The organism is Mesorhizobium sp. CNPSo 4684, assembly GCF_057784315.1.
In genome coordinates this window covers 38,384-52,112 of sequence record NZ_JBWLUX010000001.1, presented here as the reverse complement: position 1 = coordinate 52,112, position 13,729 = coordinate 38,384, and the positions used below count along the sequence as shown (strand labels likewise).

Below are 13,729 nucleotides of genomic sequence, written 5' to 3'. Positions count from 1 at the left end.
GCAATTCCAGCAAAAGTGCGAAACGGGTTTCCGTCCGGAATTGCGTAAAACAAAGACGCTCTAGGCATAAGAAAAACCCGCGCCAGCCGTGCCAGCGCGGGTTCCCCAAATCAAGTGTTGAATAGCTTGGGAAGCGCTGGTCTTAGGCGACAGCGCTTTCAAAAGCATTCGGCGTGGTGTTCTTCAGATATTCGAGCGCGACCTTGGCCTTGGCGACCAGGGCGGCGAAAGCCTGCGGCTCATGGATGGCCATGTCGGACAGGATCTTGCGATCGATCTCGATGCCGGCCTTGTTGAGGCCGTCGATGAAGCGGCCATAGGTCAGGCCATGCTCGTGAGTCGCGGCGTTGATGCGCTGAATCCACAGCGCGCGGAACGAGCGCTTGCGGTTCTTGCGGTCGCGGTAAGCGTACTGCAACGACTTTTCCACCGCCTGCTTGGCGATGCGGATGGTGTTCTTGCGGCGGCCGTAGAAGCCTTTGGCGGCTTTCAGGACCTTCTTGTGCTTGGCGTGCGAGGTGACGCCTCTTTTTACGCGTGCCATGTCATGATCTCCTTAAAAACGCTGTTCCGACCGAATGCTCAGAGGCCGTTCGGCAGAAAATTCTTGATGACCTTCTTGCCGTCCGGTTCAGCCAGAACCATCGTGCCGCGGGCATTTCGAATGAACTTGTTGGAACGCTTGATCATGCCGTGACGCTTGCCGGCCGCAGCCGACAGGACTTTACCCGTACCTGTGATCTTGAACCGCTTCTTGGCGGCCGATTTGGTCTTCATCTTGGGCATTTTGCTACTCCGTATTGGTGGCGCACAATCGCGCTTCTTGTTCGCTTCGGGCGGACCAAAAGCCCGAAAAGCAAATGAAACCGCCACGGCATGCCCTGCCGGGCGGTTTTTTGGAACGCGGTCCTATACGTCAAAGCAGGCGCGCGCGCAACACCTCAGGCACTGCGACGCTCTGTCCGATTATCAAGGCAGGCGGAACAATACCGGCAGGATCCCCGACTGCTGGGCGCCATCGATGGTCTCGAACACCGGCAGCGCCACCAGAAACACCAGCCCGTCGAGCAAGGTGGTCAGCAAAAGCCGCGGCTTGAAGCTGCCGGTATCGCCTTCCTGGTAGAGCGACAGATTGGGAAAGAAGCGCGGCACTCGCGCCAGATAGGCCTGGTAAGGCGCTCCAAGCACGTCCTTGAGATACCGCTCTTCGCGCAGGATGACGATGTGGAAGGCGCCGGCGCACAAAAGCGCAAACAGGATGATGCCGGAAAACGAGCCGATCTGCGCCCCGACGCCGGCGGCAGCAATGGTCGAGAACACATAGAGCGGGTTGCGGGTGATCGAATACGGGCCGCCGGTCACCACTTCGGAGGATTTGCGGCCGCCAATATAAAGCGTCGACCACAACCGGCCGACAATGCCGAGGAAGATCAACAGCACGCCGAACATCTCGACCGTCTCGTGCACCGGGGTCTCCGGCGGAAAGGTCGACTGACCAAAGAGCAGTGCGGCAAACAGCACCACCACCAGCACGGCAAGCACCATCCTGCGCATGTGCTGGTAGCCGCCAAGCTCCTTGACGGGCGCAGGATTGATTTCATTGGCCATGCCGGGAGTCCGATCGTGGAAAAGCTTCGCCTGCGATCGCGGCGTCTGCCAAGAAAACAGGCGTCCCGCCGATCGCCGGGACGCCGTGGGCCATGATTCAGGCGGATTTAGAGCGCGACGCCACGCCTGAACAGAACGTGATCCAAAGCAATTCCAGGAAAAGTGTGAAACGGCTTTCCGCCCGGAATTGCTTCAAAACAAAGAGATTCTAGCGCGGCGCCAGCACCATCATCATCTGGCGGCCTTCGAGCTTCGGTTCGGCTTCGACCTTGGCGATGGTCGACACTTCCTCGCGCACCTTGTTCAGGAGCTGCATGCCGAGTTCCATATGCGCCATTTCGCGGCCGCGGAAGCGCAGCGTCAGCTTGACCTTGTCGCCTTCCTCGAAGAAGCGCCGCACAGCCTTCATCTTGGTCTCGTAGTCATGGCTGTCGATGTTCGGGCGCATCTTGATCTCTTTGATCTCGATGACCTTCTGGTTCTTGCGCGCCTCGGCCGCCTTCTTCTGGTTGGCGTATTTCAGTTTGCCGAGATCGAGGATTTTTACGACAGGCGGCACCGCATTGGGCGATATCTCGACCAGATCGAGCCCGGCCTCTTCGGCGAGCAGCAATGCGTCGTTGATGGAGACATCGCCTCGGTTCTGGCCTTCGGCGTCGATGAGCTGGACCCGGGGAACCCGGATATCACGGTTGGAGCGCGGGCCATCCTTGGTGGGCGCCGCTGCTTTGAAAGGTCTGCGAATGGTCGTGGTCTCCTTGGCCGTTTCGTTCAGGGTTCAAATCTAGAAATATTCAGGACGCGCCAATGTGGTGAGCGCGCGGGCGGAGTCAATAGCACAGCGCTGACGGAAAATCACCCTGAACGCTGGCCTGCACCAAACAAAGGATATAGCGGGCACTTTCCGCTTCGCCTTTGCCTGTGCCAAAAGACCGGCGAGGAAAATCAGGACTGACAGATCGCCATGACCGCGACCACCCCGACCGCGCTGGATATCCAGGGAATCAGCATCGCGGTGCGCCATGAGGCGGGCGCGACGCCCGGCATCGTCTGGCTCGGCGGCTACAAATCCGACATGCTGGGCACGAAGGCCGAGACGCTGTCGGACTGGGCAGCCCGCGAAGGCCGCGCATACCTCCGCCACGACTATTCCGGCCATGGCGAGTCCGGCGGCGCCTTTGCCGACGGCACCATCTCGAAATGGCTTGGCGAGAGCCTCGCCGTCTTCCGGCGTTTCACCAAGGGCAGGCAGGTGCTGGTCGGCTCCTCGATGGGCGCATGGATTGCGCTGCGCATGGTGCAGGAACTGCGCAAGGCTGGCGACACCAGTGTCGTCGGCCTGGTACTGCTCGCCCCGGCGCCGGATTTCACCAACGAACTGGTCGAGCCGGCGCTAACCGCGGCACAGAAGCGCGACCTCAAGAAGAAGGGCTTTTTCGAGGAGCCGTCGGACTATTCCGCCGACCCTTACATCTACACGCGCGCCCTGATCGAGGACGGCCGTAACAACCGGGTGATGACCGGGCCGATCGATACCCATTGCCCTGTCCACATCCTGCAGGGTCTGGCCGATACCGATGTGCCGGCAAGCCATGCGCTGAAGCTGGTCTCCCTGCTGCCGGCCGACGACGTCACTTTGTCGCTCATCCCCGATGGCGACCACCGCCTGTCACGGCCGCAGGATCTCGACATGCTGCTGAGAGCCGTGAGCGACATGGTCCAGCAGGCGGGCTAGGCAAGAATGCGCATTTCCATCCCGATATCCGCCTTTGTCGCGGCAATCGTCGGCTTCGGGGGCACGCTGGCCGTCGTCATTGCCGCCGCCAAGGCGGTTGGCGCTACCCAGGCCGAGACCGCGAGTTGGGTGACGGCGCTGTGCCTGGCGATGGCGATCGAGTGCCTGTGGCTGTCCTGGCGCACGAAGATGCCTGTTATCACCGCCTGGTCGACACCTGGTCTGGCGCTGATGGCGGCATCGAGCAGCTTTACCATGGCCGATGCGGTCGGCGCCTTCATCGTCACTGGCATCCTGTTGATCGCCACCGGCCTGTTCAAGCCGCTGACCCAGCTGATATCGAGGATACCGGCCTCGGTGGCGTCCGGCATGCTGGCCGGCATCGTCGTCACCTTCGCACTCAATGCCGTCAAGACCATTCCCGTCGACCCCTGGCTGATCCTGCCGCTGATCGCGGCCTTCTTCGTCATTCGCCTGTTCAACCCGGCGCTGTCGGTGCTGGCGGTGCTGATCGGCGGCGGCATTGCCGCCTTCCTTACCGGCCGTGTCGGCGGCCTGCCGGCGCCGGAACTGTCGACGCTGACGCTGTTTGCACCGCATTTCAGCGCCGCCGCCATCATCGGCATGGCGCTGCCGCTCTACCTCGTCACCATGGCCTCGCAGAACCTGTCGGGCCTCGCCGTGCTGCGGGCCGCCGGCTATCACCCCGAACCCGGCCCGCTGATCGGCGTGACCGGCCTGTTCTCGCTGCTGTCGGCGCCGTTTGGCGGCTCGACCACCAATCTGGCGGCGATTTCGGCGGCGATCTGCACCGGGCCGGATGTCCATCCGGACCCCGCCGAACGCTGGAAGACCGGCCCTTTCTACGCTCTGGCCTATCTCGTCTTCGCCATCTTCGGCGCCTCGCTGGTGGCGATTTTCGCCGTTCTGCCGCAGAGCCTGATCGTGCTGGTCGCCGGCCTGGCGCTGATGGGGTCGCTCGCCAACGCGCTGTCGATCGCGCTCAAGGACGAGGGCCAGCGCATGGCCGCCACGGTCACCTTCGTCGTCACCGCTTCAGGGTTGACCTTGTTCGGCGTCGGCGCCGCCTTCTGGGGCCTGGTCGCCGGACTGGTCGTGCTTTTCCTCGAAGCACTCAAAAAGCGATAATCATTTCAGACCCTTGTCCGGTTTTGGCCGGCATTGTCTTGAATCGCCGTTTTTGTCTTCCCATTTCGATTCCACGCAGCCGGGTTTGGCTGTCTCCAACCGAAGGAATGGGAGAAAATGAACACATCCGCATTGATCCGCCCGGCCTGGACGCCGGCGACCATCGCGCTGATGGTGATCGGCTTCATGGTGTTCTGGCCGCTTGGCTTCGCCATGCTCGCCTACATCATCTGGGGCGACCGGCTTGACGGCTTCAAGCGCGACGTCAACCGCGCCACCGACGGCATCTTCGCCGGCTGCCGCCGCGGTTCCGACAAGGCCGCGCGCTGGGGCCATGGTTCGGCTCGCACCGGCAACGTCGCTTTCGACGACTGGCGCGAGAAGGAACTCGAGCGCCTAGCCGAAGAGCGCCGCAAGCTCGACGAGATGTTGACCGAGTTCGACGACTATGCCCGCGAATTGCGCCGCGCCAAGGACCAGGACGAGTTCGACCGCTTCATGGCCAACCGCAACAAGTCGACCGCACCAACGACCACGGGCACGACCGAAGCGACCAAGCCCGCGACCCCCAAGCGCAAGGGCCCGAACCTGCTTGACGACTGAGATCCTGCGACAGGTCTCGGCATGACAGACGGCGTCGCGCAAGCGGCGCCGTTTCTTTTTTGTTCTCTTTTCGCGTTCGCTCTACTGGCCGTTTTCCTCGAATCGCGTATCGTTCAGCCATGTCCTTCGGCTTCTTTCGCAACCTGACCAAACCAAAGCCCTCGCCCGTCGAAGAGCGGGAGCATGTCGTTGCCGGCCGCACGCTGCCGCTCAGGATCGTCGAGAGCGCCCGGGCACGGCGGCTGACGCTGCGCATCGATTCCGGCGGCCAGGGCCTGCGCATCACAGTGCCGCCGGGCCTGCGCCGCGGTGAGGTGGAAAAATTCCTGCACCGCCACCAGGACTGGCTGGAGCAGCGGCTGGCCAAGGTGCCGACACGGCCGCAGGTGCGGCCCGGCATCAAGATCCCGATCCGCGGCGTCGCGCATCGCATCGTCCATGAACCGGCGAAACGCGGCACCGTCACCGTCTCGCGCGACGAGCGCGGCCCGCTGCTGATCGTGCATGGCGAGCGCATACATCTGCCGCGCCGCATCGCCGATTTCCTCAAGCGCGAGGCCAAGAAGGAGATCGAGAAGCTGGTGGTCAAGCACACCGAAGCGCTCGGCAAGCGCGCCAAGGCGATCCGCTTCAAGGACACGTCGAGCCGCTGGGGTTCCTGCACCTCCGACGGCAACCTGTCCTTCTCCTGGCGCATCATGATGGCGCCGACGCCTGTCATAAACTACCTGGTCGCGCATGAGGTCGCGCATCTCAAGGAGATGAACCACGGCCCGAAATTCTGGAAACTGTGCGAACAGCTCTGCCCCGACACCGACCGCTGCAAGGACTGGCTGAAGCGCAACGGCAGCGCGCTGCAGGCGATCGTGTTTGATTAGCGCTGAGGCACAGTGGCGTTAGCCATAGAAAGCCGGCGTTCCTTCCCACCCCCCTCTGTCCTGCCGGACATCTCCCCCGCAAGGGGGGAGATCGGCAGCTTCGGCGCTGCGTTCGCTCTTTTGATGTCGGAGATTTGCGAAAGCGGCTGAGCGCCTAATCTCCCTCCTTGCGGGGGAGATGGCCGGCAGGCCAGAGGGGGGTGCTGTCCCGCCAGCCTTTTCCGAGTAGGCGCCTCTCAATCATCATTCGCCGCGTTAAGCTCCTCCGGCCGCAGTCCTTCATCGCCATGGCGCGGCCATGGCAAAAAATTCTGCTCGAATTCATCGCTGCCGAAATAATTCAGCGCCCGATGAGCCTCCGCCCCGTCGAAGGCGGCTTTTTGCATCAGATGGGCGATGACCTCGCGCGCCTGCGCCATCTTCTGCCTGAGTTGGGCGACGGTTTCGTCTGCCATGATCTTGCTCCCGCCTGTTATGCCTCCAGGAGAAGGTAGCGCGTTCCGCCCGGGCGGCAAACAGCATGCTTTTTCTCGACTCTTGGGGTTTTTCGTGCCAATCCCCGCGCCATGGCGCTCGACATCAAGATCTGCGGGTTGAAGACCGATGAGGCAATGGCCGCGGCATTGGCCGGCGGCGCCAGCCATGTCGGCTTCATCTTCTTCGCCAAGAGCCCGCGCTATGTCGAGCCTGCGCAAGCAGGCCGCCTGCGCCAGGCGGCGATCGGCAAGGCCAAGGCGGTCGCCGTGACCGTCGACGCCGATGATGCCTTCCTGGACGACATCATCGCCAAAATGCATCCCGACATGTTGCAGCTGCACGGCGCTGAAACGCCCGCGCGGGTAGCCGAAGTGAAAGCCCGCTACGGCCTGCCGGCGATGAAGGTGTTCCCCGTCAGCGAGGCCGCCGATCTCGACCGGCTAAAGCCGTTCATCGGCATTGCCGACCGGTTCATGTTCGACGCCAAGCCACCGAAAGGCTCGCAACTGCCGGGCGGCAATGGCGTCGCCTTCGACTGGCGCATTCTGGCCGGCCTTGACGCCGGGCTCGATTACATGCTTTCCGGTGGGCTCAACGCCGCCAACATCGGCGACGCCCTGAGATCGGCCAATCCGCCCGCAATAGACATTTCGTCGGGCGTGGAAAGCGCTCCGGGCGTCAAGGATCCGGCGCTGATCGAGCAGTTTTTCCGGGCCGTCAGGGCCGCGCGCGACGACCGCGCCGCCTGAACAATTCTTTCGAACCAGGAGATCGGCGATGGACCAGCCGGCGACACCCAATTCCTTCCGCACCGGACCCGACGAGCAGGGCATGTTCGGCATCTTCGGCGGCCGTTTCGTCGCCGAGACGCTGATGCCGCTGATCCTCGACCTCGAGCGGCACTGGAACGAGGTCAAGAACGATCCGGACTTCAAGGCCGAATTGACCGATCTCTCGACCCACTATGCCGGGCGGCCCTCCAAACTCTATTTCGCCGAAGGGCTGACGAAACATCTTCGTGAGGTCTCCTCGGCGAAAGGCCTCGTGGGCGGCGCCAAGGTCTATTTCAAGCGCGAGGATCTGAACCACACCGGTTCGCACAAGATCAACAACTGCCTCGGCCAGATCCTGCTGGCCAAGCGCATGGGCAAGAAGCGCATCATCGCCGAGACCGGCGCCGGCCAGCACGGCGTGGCGGCAGCCACGGTCGCGGCGCGCTTCGGCTTTCCCTGCGTCGTCTATATGGGCGCCACCGACGTCGCCCGCCAAAGCCCCAACGTCTTCCGCATGAAGCTGCTCGGCGCCGAAGTGCGGCCGGTCACCGCCGGCCACGGCACGCTGAAGGACGCCATGAACGAGGCGTTGCGTGACTGGGTCACCAATGTCGAGGACACCTATTACCTCATCGGTACCGCCGCCGGCCCGCATCCCTATCCGGAACTGGTGCGCGACTTCCAGTCGGTCATCGGCACCGAGGCGCGCGCCCAGATCCTCGAGCAGGAAGGCCGGTTGCCTGACACCATCATCGCCGCTGTCGGCGGCGGTTCGAACGCCATCGGCCTGTTCCATCCCTTCCTCGATGACAAGGAAGTCCACATCATCGGCATCGAAGCCGGCGGCCGCGGCCTCGACGGCATCGAGCATTGCGCCTCGATGAACGCCGGCGCGCCCGGCGTGCTGCACGGCAACCGCACCTATCTCTTGCAGAATGCCGACGGCCAGATCCTGGACGGCCATTCGATCTCGGCCGGGCTCGACTATCCCGGCGTCGGCCCCGAGCATTCCTGGCTGCGTGACTCGGGCCGCGTCGAATATGTGCCGATCCTCGACGACGAGGCGCTGGAAGCCTTCAAGCTGACGACGCGCGTCGAAGGCATCATCCCGGCGCTGGAATCCGCGCACGCCATTGCCCATGCCGTGAAGATCGTGCCCGCCATGGACAAGGACCAGATCGTCATCGTCAACCTGTCGGGACGTGGCGACAAGGACGTGCACACGGTGGCTTCGATGTTGGGCATGGAGATCTGATCATGGTGACCCGCATCGACCGCCGCATGGCGAAACTGAAAGCCGAAGGCCGCCCGGCGCTCGTCACCTATTTTATGAGCGGCGACCCGGACTATGACACGGCTTTGTCGATCATGAAGGCGCTGCCGAAGGCCGGCGCCGATATCATCGAAATGGGCATGCCGTTTTCCGATCCGATGGCCGACGGCCCGGCGATCCAGGCCGCCGGCCTGCGGGCGCTGAAAGGCGGCCAGACGCTGGTCAAGACACTGCAGATGGCGGCGGACTTTCGCGCTGGCGACAACGAGACGCCGATCGTGCTGATGGGCTACTACAACCCGATCTACATCTACGGCGTCGACCGCTTCCTCAAGGACGCGATCGCCAGCGGCATCGATGGGCTGATCGTCGTCGACCTGCCACCGGAGATGGACGAGGAACTCTGCATTCCCGCGCTCAAGGCCGGCGTCAACTTCATCCGCCTGGCGACGCCGACCACCGACGACAAGCGCCTGCCAAAGGTGCTGCAGAACACCTCGGGCTTCGTCTATTACGTCTCGATGACCGGCATCACCGGCTCGGCTCTGGCCGATACCGGCAAGGTCGCGGCGGCGGTCAAGCGCATCAAAGGTCACACCGACCTGCCGGTCTGCGTCGGTTTCGGCGTCAAGACCGCCGAGCAGGCGCGCATCATCGGCGCCAATGCCGACGGCGTCGTCGTCGGCACCGCCATCGTCAATGCGGTCGCCAATGTGCTGGGGCCGAAGGGCGAAAAGACCGCCGATCCGGCCGAGGCCGTCGCCACTTTGGTCAGCGGCCTGTCGCAAGGCGTGCGTTCGGCCCGCCTTGCTGCTGCCGAATAGTTCTCCTACCTCTTTACCCAACTCTTCGTCAGGACAGGAGCCGAAGCGATGAACTGGATCACCAACTACGTTCGCCCGAGGATCAATTCGATGCTCGGCCGGCGCACCGACATGCCGGAGAATCTCTGGATCAAGGATCCCGAGACCGGCGAGATGGTGTTCCACAAGGACCTGGAATCCAACCAGTTCGTCATCCCGTCATCGGGCCATCACATGAAGATCTCGGCCAAGGAGCGGCTGAAGTTCTTCTTCGACGACGGTAAATACGAGCAGCTTGAGAACCCGAAGGTCATGCAGGACCCGCTCAAGTTCCGCGACGAGAAGCGCTACACAGACCGCCTGAAGGACGCCAAGGCCAAGACCGGCCTGGAAGACGCCATCGTCAACGCGCTGGGCACGGTCGAAGGCCTGCCGGTGGTGGTGACGGTGCAAGACTTCGCCTTCATGGGCGGCTCGCTCGGCATGGCCGCCGGTGACGCCATCGTGCATGCTTTCGAGGTCGCCCTGCAGCGCAAGCGGCCGCTGATCCTGTTCGCCGCCTCCGGTGGCGCCCGCATGCAGGAGGGCATCCTGTCCCTTATGCAATTGCCGCGCACCACGGTCGGCCTCGATCGGCTGAAGGAAGCCGGCCTGCCCTACATCGTCGTCTTGACCAATCCGACCACCGGCGGCGTCACCGCCTCCTATGCCATGCTGGGCGACGTCCACATCGCCGAGCCCGGCGCGCTGATCGGCTTTGCCGGCCCGCGCGTCATCGAGCAGACCATCCGGGAAAAACTGCCGGACGGCTTCCAGCGCTCCGAATATCTGATGGAGCACGGCATGGTCGACATGGTGGTGTCGCGGCTGGAGCTGCGCGGAACGATTGCGCGGCTGTTGAAGATGCTGCTCAAGGTTCCCGAGCAAAAGCCGCTGGAGCCGGAAATCCTGCCGCCAGCCGTCATCCCGACGGAAGCCCGGCCGCAGGCCTGACGCGACATTCCCGGCCGCTATCAGCGATTGCGCGCGATGTTTCGCGCGGTATCCTCTTGTTACGCATGATCCTTTCCGAAAACCGATTCGTGTTTTTGGGCTCATGCGGTAGGATTCCCTTATGACCACACTTGCCGCAGACCGCGAAATCGACGCCTTGATGGCGCTGCATCCGAAAGGCTTCGACCTTTCGCTCGACCGCATCACCCGGCTGCTCGAACGCCTCGGCAATCCGCAGGACCGGCTGCCGCCGGTCATCCACATTGCCGGCACCAACGGCAAGGGCTCGTGCGCGGCCTTTTCGCGCGCGCTGCTCGAAGCCGGCGGCCATCTCGTCCATGTTCACACCTCGCCGCATCTGGTGAACTGGGCCGAGCGCTACCGGCTAGCGGCCGAGGGTGGCGGCAGGTTGGTCGATGACGAGACCTTTGCCGAGGCCATCGCCCGCGTCGCACGGGCCAATGAAGGCCAGAAGATCACCGTCTTCGAAATCCTCACTGCCGTCACCTTCATCCTGTTTTCCGAGCATCCGGCCGCTGCCGCCATCATCGAGGTCGGCCTTGGCGGCCGCTTCGACGCCACCAATGTCGTCACCCGGCCGGCGGTGTCGGTGATCATGCCGGTGTCGATGGACCACGAGGCCTATCTCGGCGACCGCGTCGAACTGATCGCCGCCGAAAAGGCCGGCATCATGAAGCGCGGCTGCCCGGTGGTCATCGGCGCGCAGGAGAGCGAGACGGCGCTGCAGGTCCTGATCGAAACCGCCGAGCGGCTGGATTGCCCGACCTTCGTCTACGGCCAGGATTTCCTCGCCTTCGAGGAAAACGGCCGCATGGTCTATCAGGACGAGGACGGCTTGATGGATTTGCCGCCGCCGCGCCTGCCCGGACGCCACCAGTTCGCCAATGCGGCGGCAGCGATTGCCGCAGTCAAGGCCGCCGGCTTCGAGATCAGCCACCGTGCCACGGAAAAGGCGATGGCCAATGTCGCGTGGCCGGGCCGCATGCAGAAGCTGGCGCAGGGCAGACTGGCGGAGTTGGCGCCCGCGGGCGCCGACATCTGGCTCGACGGCGGCCATAATCCGGGCGCCGGCATGGTCATTGCGGAGGCGCTGGCCGAGCAGGAGGAAAAAAACCCGAGGCCGCTGTTCCTGATCTCCGGCATGATCAACACCAAGGACCAGAGCGGCTATTTCCACGCCTTCAAGGGTCTGGTCCGTCACGTCTACACGGTGCCGGTCAGCCTCAGCGACGCCGGCGTGCCGAATGACGAGCTGGCGGTCCGCGCGACGGAAGCCGGTCTCACCGCCGAACCGGTCAGCTCCGTCGCCAGCGCGCTGATGCTGCTGCGCGACACCTGGGATGGCCCGGCGCCACGCATCCTGATCGGCGGTTCACTGTATCTGGCCGGCGCGGTGTTGGCCGAAAACGGGACGCCGCCGACCTGAAGGCAATGACAGCAAGGAGTCGCGTATGATCAAGGTGAAGCAGCTCGCTCACGTCTGTATCTTCGCGCATGATCTGGAGGCGACGCGAGCTTTCTACCGCGACGTGCTCGGCCTCGATACGCAGTTCAATTTCCTGCGCGACGGCAAGGTCTTCGGCTTCTACCTCAATTGCGGCGGCCGCAGCCATGTCGAGGTGTTCCAGAAGAACGGCACTGCATACAGCGAGCAGAACCAGATCAACCATTTTTGCCTTGAGGTTGAAGATATCGACGCCGCGATTGCCCATATCAGCGGGAAAGGCGTCGGCGTCACGGCCAAAAAACACGCCTGCGACGACACCTTTCAGGCCTGGATCCGCGACCCCAACGGCGTGAAGATCGAGCTGTTCGAATACACCGAAAAAAGCGCACAATTCACCGGTGGCGACCGCATCGCCGACTGGTAATGCTCTAGAAATCCCAAGGCGAGATCAGCTCGAGGTTGGCCGGGCCGAAGTCGTTCAGATTGCGCGTTGCCAGCCGACCGCCATTCACGCGTGCTATCGCTGCAATCATGCCGTCGGGTGCCGACATGCCTCGGCCTTGGCGGGTGGAGGTTCCCATAATCTCGCCATAAGCCAGAGCCGCCTCCTCAGTCAGCCCAAAAATCCGGTCGGCAAAGCGATGGCGCCATTGAGAGAGACCTTGCTCCAGGCGGTCGGCGCGCTCATCAGGTCGTATCTTTTGGATGCCGAAAGCGATTTCGGCAATCGCCACCGTGGGAAGAGCCAGTTCAGCATCGTTGCGGACCAGCCAAGCCATGACAGCCGCGTCAGGCGTCTTTCTAAGGGTCTCCGAAATCACATTGGTGTCGACGAAAATCAAAGCTCCGGCCCTGTATGGACCTTACGGCTTTCCCGGATGACTTCTTCCAGATCGATGTCGACGCCAATGCTTGCCGTCAGACGGGAGTAGAAGGCGGATGCCGGTTCTCGCCCGGCTTCGCGAATCTCGTAGGATTCGAGAGCGCGTTCGACGATATCAGCTATAGAGCGGTTTTCGCGACGAGCGAGTCGATGCGCAAGATCACGTGCTTTTGCGCTGCGGACTGAAAGCTGGGGTTCGGCCATTTCAAACTCCTTTTGAGGAAAGATATAGCCTCATCAGGGCCTGCCATCAAGATGGCAGGCGATGGCATGCCATCATTTCAGTTCGATCTCGATAAAGGCGTATTCGCCGTCGTTGGCGCTGATGACGTCGTGCTCGACGCCTTCCTTGCGGAAATAGGGGGCGCCCTTTTTCATCTCGGCGAAGGACTCGCCATCCTTGGTCACCAGCTTCACCTTGCCGTCCATCAGCGGCACCACGACATAGTCGTGGCCATGGCGATGCCAGCCGGTGTTGTCGCCTGGCTGGAAGCGGTATTCGGTGACGATGACGCGCTCATTGTCGATGAAGACGGTGGCCTTGGCGGATCCGGTCATTCTGTCTCTCCTGTCCTGCCTCAAGCAGATGACATGGAGTGCGCCTATGCGAGGGCCAGAGGCGGTTGGGCGATGACGCCAAAGAAAAGCCCGGGCGAGGGCCGGGCTTCGATATCGAGAGTTCTGCTAGGGCAATTCCAAGAAAAGTGTGAAGCGGTTTTCTGTCCGGGATTGCCTAAAAAAGCTCAGGCGAGGCTGCCGTTGATCCAGTGCGACAGCGCGGTCTTCGGCGCCGCACCGACCTTCATGTCGGCCACTTCGCCGCCCTTGAAGATCATCAGCGTCGGGATCGAGCGCACGCCGAATTGCGCGGCAAGCTCGGGATTCTCGTCGATGTTCAGCTTGGCGATCTTGATCTTGTCGCCGAGCTCATTGGCGATTTCTTCCAGCGACGGACCGATCATCTTGCACGGGCCGCACCATTCCGCCCAGAAATCCACCACGACGGGCTGCGAGGCGTTGAGCACATCGGCCTGGAAATTGCTCTTGTCGACCTTGACGGTGGCCATGCGAAAATCCTTTCGAAAT

19 protein-coding genes are annotated in these 13,729 nt (G+C 62.8%); 10 read left to right on the top strand and 9 right to left on the bottom strand.

Annotation, left to right across the window (positions count from 1 at the left end; all coding sequences use genetic code 11):
• Window positions 1-142 precede the first annotated feature (142 nt).
• The 4 genes from rplT to infC form a co-directional block, all read right to left on the bottom strand.
• Complete coding sequence (gene rplT / locus AC04SG_RS00270) at window positions 143-544, bottom strand: 50S ribosomal protein L20 (protein WP_006201247.1); 402 nt, start codon at window positions 542-544, stop codon at window positions 143-145.
• Window positions 545-582: 38 nt separating this feature from the next.
• Window positions 583-786 carry a 50S ribosomal protein L35 gene (rpmI, locus tag AC04SG_RS00265; protein WP_006201248.1) on the bottom strand — a complete coding sequence of 68 codons (204 nt, stop codon included), beginning with the start codon at window positions 784-786 and terminating at the stop codon, window positions 583-585.
• Between the two features lie 183 nt (window positions 787-969).
• A complete protein-coding gene (locus tag AC04SG_RS00260; RefSeq protein WP_488549440.1) occupies window positions 970-1,608 on the bottom strand; it encodes a methyltransferase family protein in 639 nt (212 codons plus the stop codon).
• Window positions 1,609-1,816: 208 nt separating this feature from the next.
• Entirely contained in the window at window positions 1,817-2,353 is a 537-nt protein-coding gene (gene infC / locus AC04SG_RS00255; protein ID WP_112559872.1) for a translation initiation factor IF-3, read from the bottom strand.
• 219 nt (window positions 2,354-2,572) lie between these two features.
• Between infC and AC04SG_RS00250 the strand changes: the two genes are divergently transcribed.
• From AC04SG_RS00250 to AC04SG_RS00235, 4 genes are all read left to right on the top strand, one after another.
• Complete coding sequence (locus tag AC04SG_RS00250) at window positions 2,573-3,343, top strand: alpha/beta hydrolase (RefSeq protein WP_488549439.1); 771 nt, start codon at window positions 2,573-2,575, stop codon at window positions 3,341-3,343.
• A 6-nt stretch (window positions 3,344-3,349) separates the two neighbouring features.
• Window positions 3,350-4,492 carry a benzoate/H(+) symporter BenE family transporter gene (locus tag AC04SG_RS00245; RefSeq protein WP_488549438.1) on the top strand — a complete coding sequence of 381 codons (1,143 nt, stop codon included), beginning with the start codon at window positions 3,350-3,352 and terminating at the stop codon, window positions 4,490-4,492.
• Between the two features lie 117 nt (window positions 4,493-4,609).
• Window positions 4,610-5,095: a DUF2852 domain-containing protein gene (locus AC04SG_RS00240; protein WP_112559875.1), complete on the top strand. Its 486-nt coding sequence runs from the start codon at window positions 4,610-4,612 to the stop codon at window positions 5,093-5,095.
• 119 nt (window positions 5,096-5,214) lie between these two features.
• Window positions 5,215-5,973, top strand: coding sequence for a M48 family metallopeptidase (locus AC04SG_RS00235; protein ID WP_488549437.1), 759 nt, complete (start codon window positions 5,215-5,217; stop codon window positions 5,971-5,973).
• Window positions 5,974-6,209: 236 nt separating this feature from the next.
• On the opposite strand, the gene AC04SG_RS00230 is transcribed toward AC04SG_RS00235, so the two are convergent.
• Entirely contained in the window at window positions 6,210-6,428 is a 219-nt protein-coding gene (locus AC04SG_RS00230; RefSeq protein WP_352561321.1) for a hypothetical protein, read from the bottom strand.
• 111 nt (window positions 6,429-6,539) lie between these two features.
• On the opposite strand from AC04SG_RS00230, the gene AC04SG_RS00225 reads away from it, so the two are divergent.
• The 6 genes from AC04SG_RS00225 to AC04SG_RS00200 all read left to right on the top strand — a co-directional run bounded on the left by AC04SG_RS00225 (window position 6,540) and on the right by AC04SG_RS00200 (window position 12,184).
• Window positions 6,540-7,199 (top strand): phosphoribosylanthranilate isomerase, encoded by a 660-nt coding sequence (locus AC04SG_RS00225; RefSeq protein ID WP_488549436.1) that lies wholly within the window; start codon window positions 6,540-6,542, stop codon window positions 7,197-7,199.
• Between the two features lie 28 nt (window positions 7,200-7,227).
• The gene (gene trpB / locus AC04SG_RS00220) at window positions 7,228-8,478 is read left to right on the top strand and encodes a tryptophan synthase subunit beta (RefSeq protein ID WP_488549435.1); all 1,251 of its coding nucleotides are present in this window, start codon (window positions 7,228-7,230) and stop codon (window positions 8,476-8,478) included.
• A gap of 2 nt (window positions 8,479-8,480) precedes the next feature.
• A complete protein-coding gene (trpA, locus tag AC04SG_RS00215; RefSeq protein WP_112559880.1) occupies window positions 8,481-9,320 on the top strand; it encodes a tryptophan synthase subunit alpha in 840 nt (279 codons plus the stop codon).
• 48 nt (window positions 9,321-9,368) lie between these two features.
• The gene (accD, locus tag AC04SG_RS00210; protein ID WP_352561315.1) at window positions 9,369-10,292 is read left to right on the top strand and encodes an acetyl-CoA carboxylase, carboxyltransferase subunit beta; all 924 of its coding nucleotides are present in this window, start codon (window positions 9,369-9,371) and stop codon (window positions 10,290-10,292) included.
• A gap of 121 nt (window positions 10,293-10,413) precedes the next feature.
• On the top strand, window positions 10,414-11,739 hold the full coding sequence (locus tag AC04SG_RS00205; RefSeq protein ID WP_488549434.1) for a bifunctional folylpolyglutamate synthase/dihydrofolate synthase: 1,326 nt from the start codon (window positions 10,414-10,416) through the stop codon (window positions 11,737-11,739).
• A 25-nt stretch (window positions 11,740-11,764) separates the two neighbouring features.
• The gene (locus AC04SG_RS00200) at window positions 11,765-12,184 is read left to right on the top strand and encodes a VOC family protein (RefSeq protein WP_488549433.1); all 420 of its coding nucleotides are present in this window, start codon (window positions 11,765-11,767) and stop codon (window positions 12,182-12,184) included.
• Window positions 12,185-12,188: 4 nt separating this feature from the next.
• Here AC04SG_RS00200 and AC04SG_RS00195 read toward each other — a convergent pair whose 3' ends face one another.
• The 4 genes from AC04SG_RS00195 to trxA form a co-directional block, all read right to left on the bottom strand.
• The gene (locus tag AC04SG_RS00195) at window positions 12,189-12,602 is read right to left on the bottom strand and encodes a PIN domain-containing protein (RefSeq protein ID WP_488549432.1); all 414 of its coding nucleotides are present in this window, start codon (window positions 12,600-12,602) and stop codon (window positions 12,189-12,191) included.
• Complete coding sequence (locus tag AC04SG_RS00190; RefSeq protein ID WP_488549431.1) at window positions 12,599-12,847, bottom strand: type II toxin-antitoxin system VapB family antitoxin; 249 nt, start codon at window positions 12,845-12,847, stop codon at window positions 12,599-12,601. Before AC04SG_RS00190 ends, AC04SG_RS00195 begins: the two co-directional genes overlap by 4 nt.
• 72 nt (window positions 12,848-12,919) lie before the next feature.
• Window positions 12,920-13,201, bottom strand: coding sequence for a cupin domain-containing protein (locus AC04SG_RS00185; protein ID WP_023681396.1), 282 nt, complete (start codon window positions 13,199-13,201; stop codon window positions 12,920-12,922).
• Window positions 13,202-13,386: 185 nt separating this feature from the next.
• A complete protein-coding gene (trxA, locus tag AC04SG_RS00180; RefSeq protein ID WP_023672297.1) occupies window positions 13,387-13,710 on the bottom strand; it encodes a thioredoxin in 324 nt (107 codons plus the stop codon).
• Window positions 13,711-13,729 lie beyond the last annotated feature (19 nt).

What these genes read in the sequence shown, in the direction of transcription:
- AC04SG_RS00230 (WP_352561321.1), bottom strand. Translation starts at nt 6,428, where the DNA reads ATGGCAGACGAAACCGTCGCCCAACTCAGGCAGAAGATGGCGCAGGCG.
- trpA (WP_112559880.1), top strand. Translation starts at nt 8,481, where the DNA reads ATGGTGACCCGCATCGACCGCCGCATGGCGAAACTGAAAGCCGAAGGC.
- accD (WP_352561315.1), top strand. Translation starts at nt 9,369, where the DNA reads ATGAACTGGATCACCAACTACGTTCGCCCGAGGATCAATTCGATGCTC.
- AC04SG_RS00235 (WP_488549437.1), top strand. Translation starts at nt 5,215, where the DNA reads ATGTCCTTCGGCTTCTTTCGCAACCTGACCAAACCAAAGCCCTCGCCC.
- AC04SG_RS00250 (WP_488549439.1), top strand. Translation starts at nt 2,573, where the DNA reads ATGACCGCGACCACCCCGACCGCGCTGGATATCCAGGGAATCAGCATC.
- rplT (WP_006201247.1), bottom strand. Translation starts at nt 544, where the DNA reads ATGGCACGCGTAAAAAGAGGCGTCACCTCGCACGCCAAGCACAAGAAG.
- AC04SG_RS00205 (WP_488549434.1), top strand. Translation starts at nt 10,414, where the DNA reads ATGACCACACTTGCCGCAGACCGCGAAATCGACGCCTTGATGGCGCTG.
- rpmI (WP_006201248.1), bottom strand. Translation starts at nt 786, where the DNA reads ATGCCCAAGATGAAGACCAAATCGGCCGCCAAGAAGCGGTTCAAGATC.
- trpB (WP_488549435.1), top strand. Translation starts at nt 7,228, where the DNA reads ATGGACCAGCCGGCGACACCCAATTCCTTCCGCACCGGACCCGACGAG.
- AC04SG_RS00245 (WP_488549438.1), top strand. Translation starts at nt 3,350, where the DNA reads ATGCGCATTTCCATCCCGATATCCGCCTTTGTCGCGGCAATCGTCGGC.
- AC04SG_RS00240 (WP_112559875.1), top strand. Translation starts at nt 4,610, where the DNA reads ATGAACACATCCGCATTGATCCGCCCGGCCTGGACGCCGGCGACCATC.
- AC04SG_RS00185 (WP_023681396.1), bottom strand. Translation starts at nt 13,201, where the DNA reads ATGACCGGATCCGCCAAGGCCACCGTCTTCATCGACAATGAGCGCGTC.
- trxA (WP_023672297.1), bottom strand. Translation starts at nt 13,710, where the DNA reads ATGGCCACCGTCAAGGTCGACAAGAGCAATTTCCAGGCCGATGTGCTC.
- AC04SG_RS00200 (WP_488549433.1), top strand. Translation starts at nt 11,765, where the DNA reads ATGATCAAGGTGAAGCAGCTCGCTCACGTCTGTATCTTCGCGCATGAT.
- AC04SG_RS00260 (WP_488549440.1), bottom strand. Translation starts at nt 1,608, where the DNA reads ATGGCCAATGAAATCAATCCTGCGCCCGTCAAGGAGCTTGGCGGCTAC.
- AC04SG_RS00225 (WP_488549436.1), top strand. Translation starts at nt 6,540, where the DNA reads ATGGCGCTCGACATCAAGATCTGCGGGTTGAAGACCGATGAGGCAATG.
- AC04SG_RS00190 (WP_488549431.1), bottom strand. Translation starts at nt 12,847, where the DNA reads ATGGCCGAACCCCAGCTTTCAGTCCGCAGCGCAAAAGCACGTGATCTT.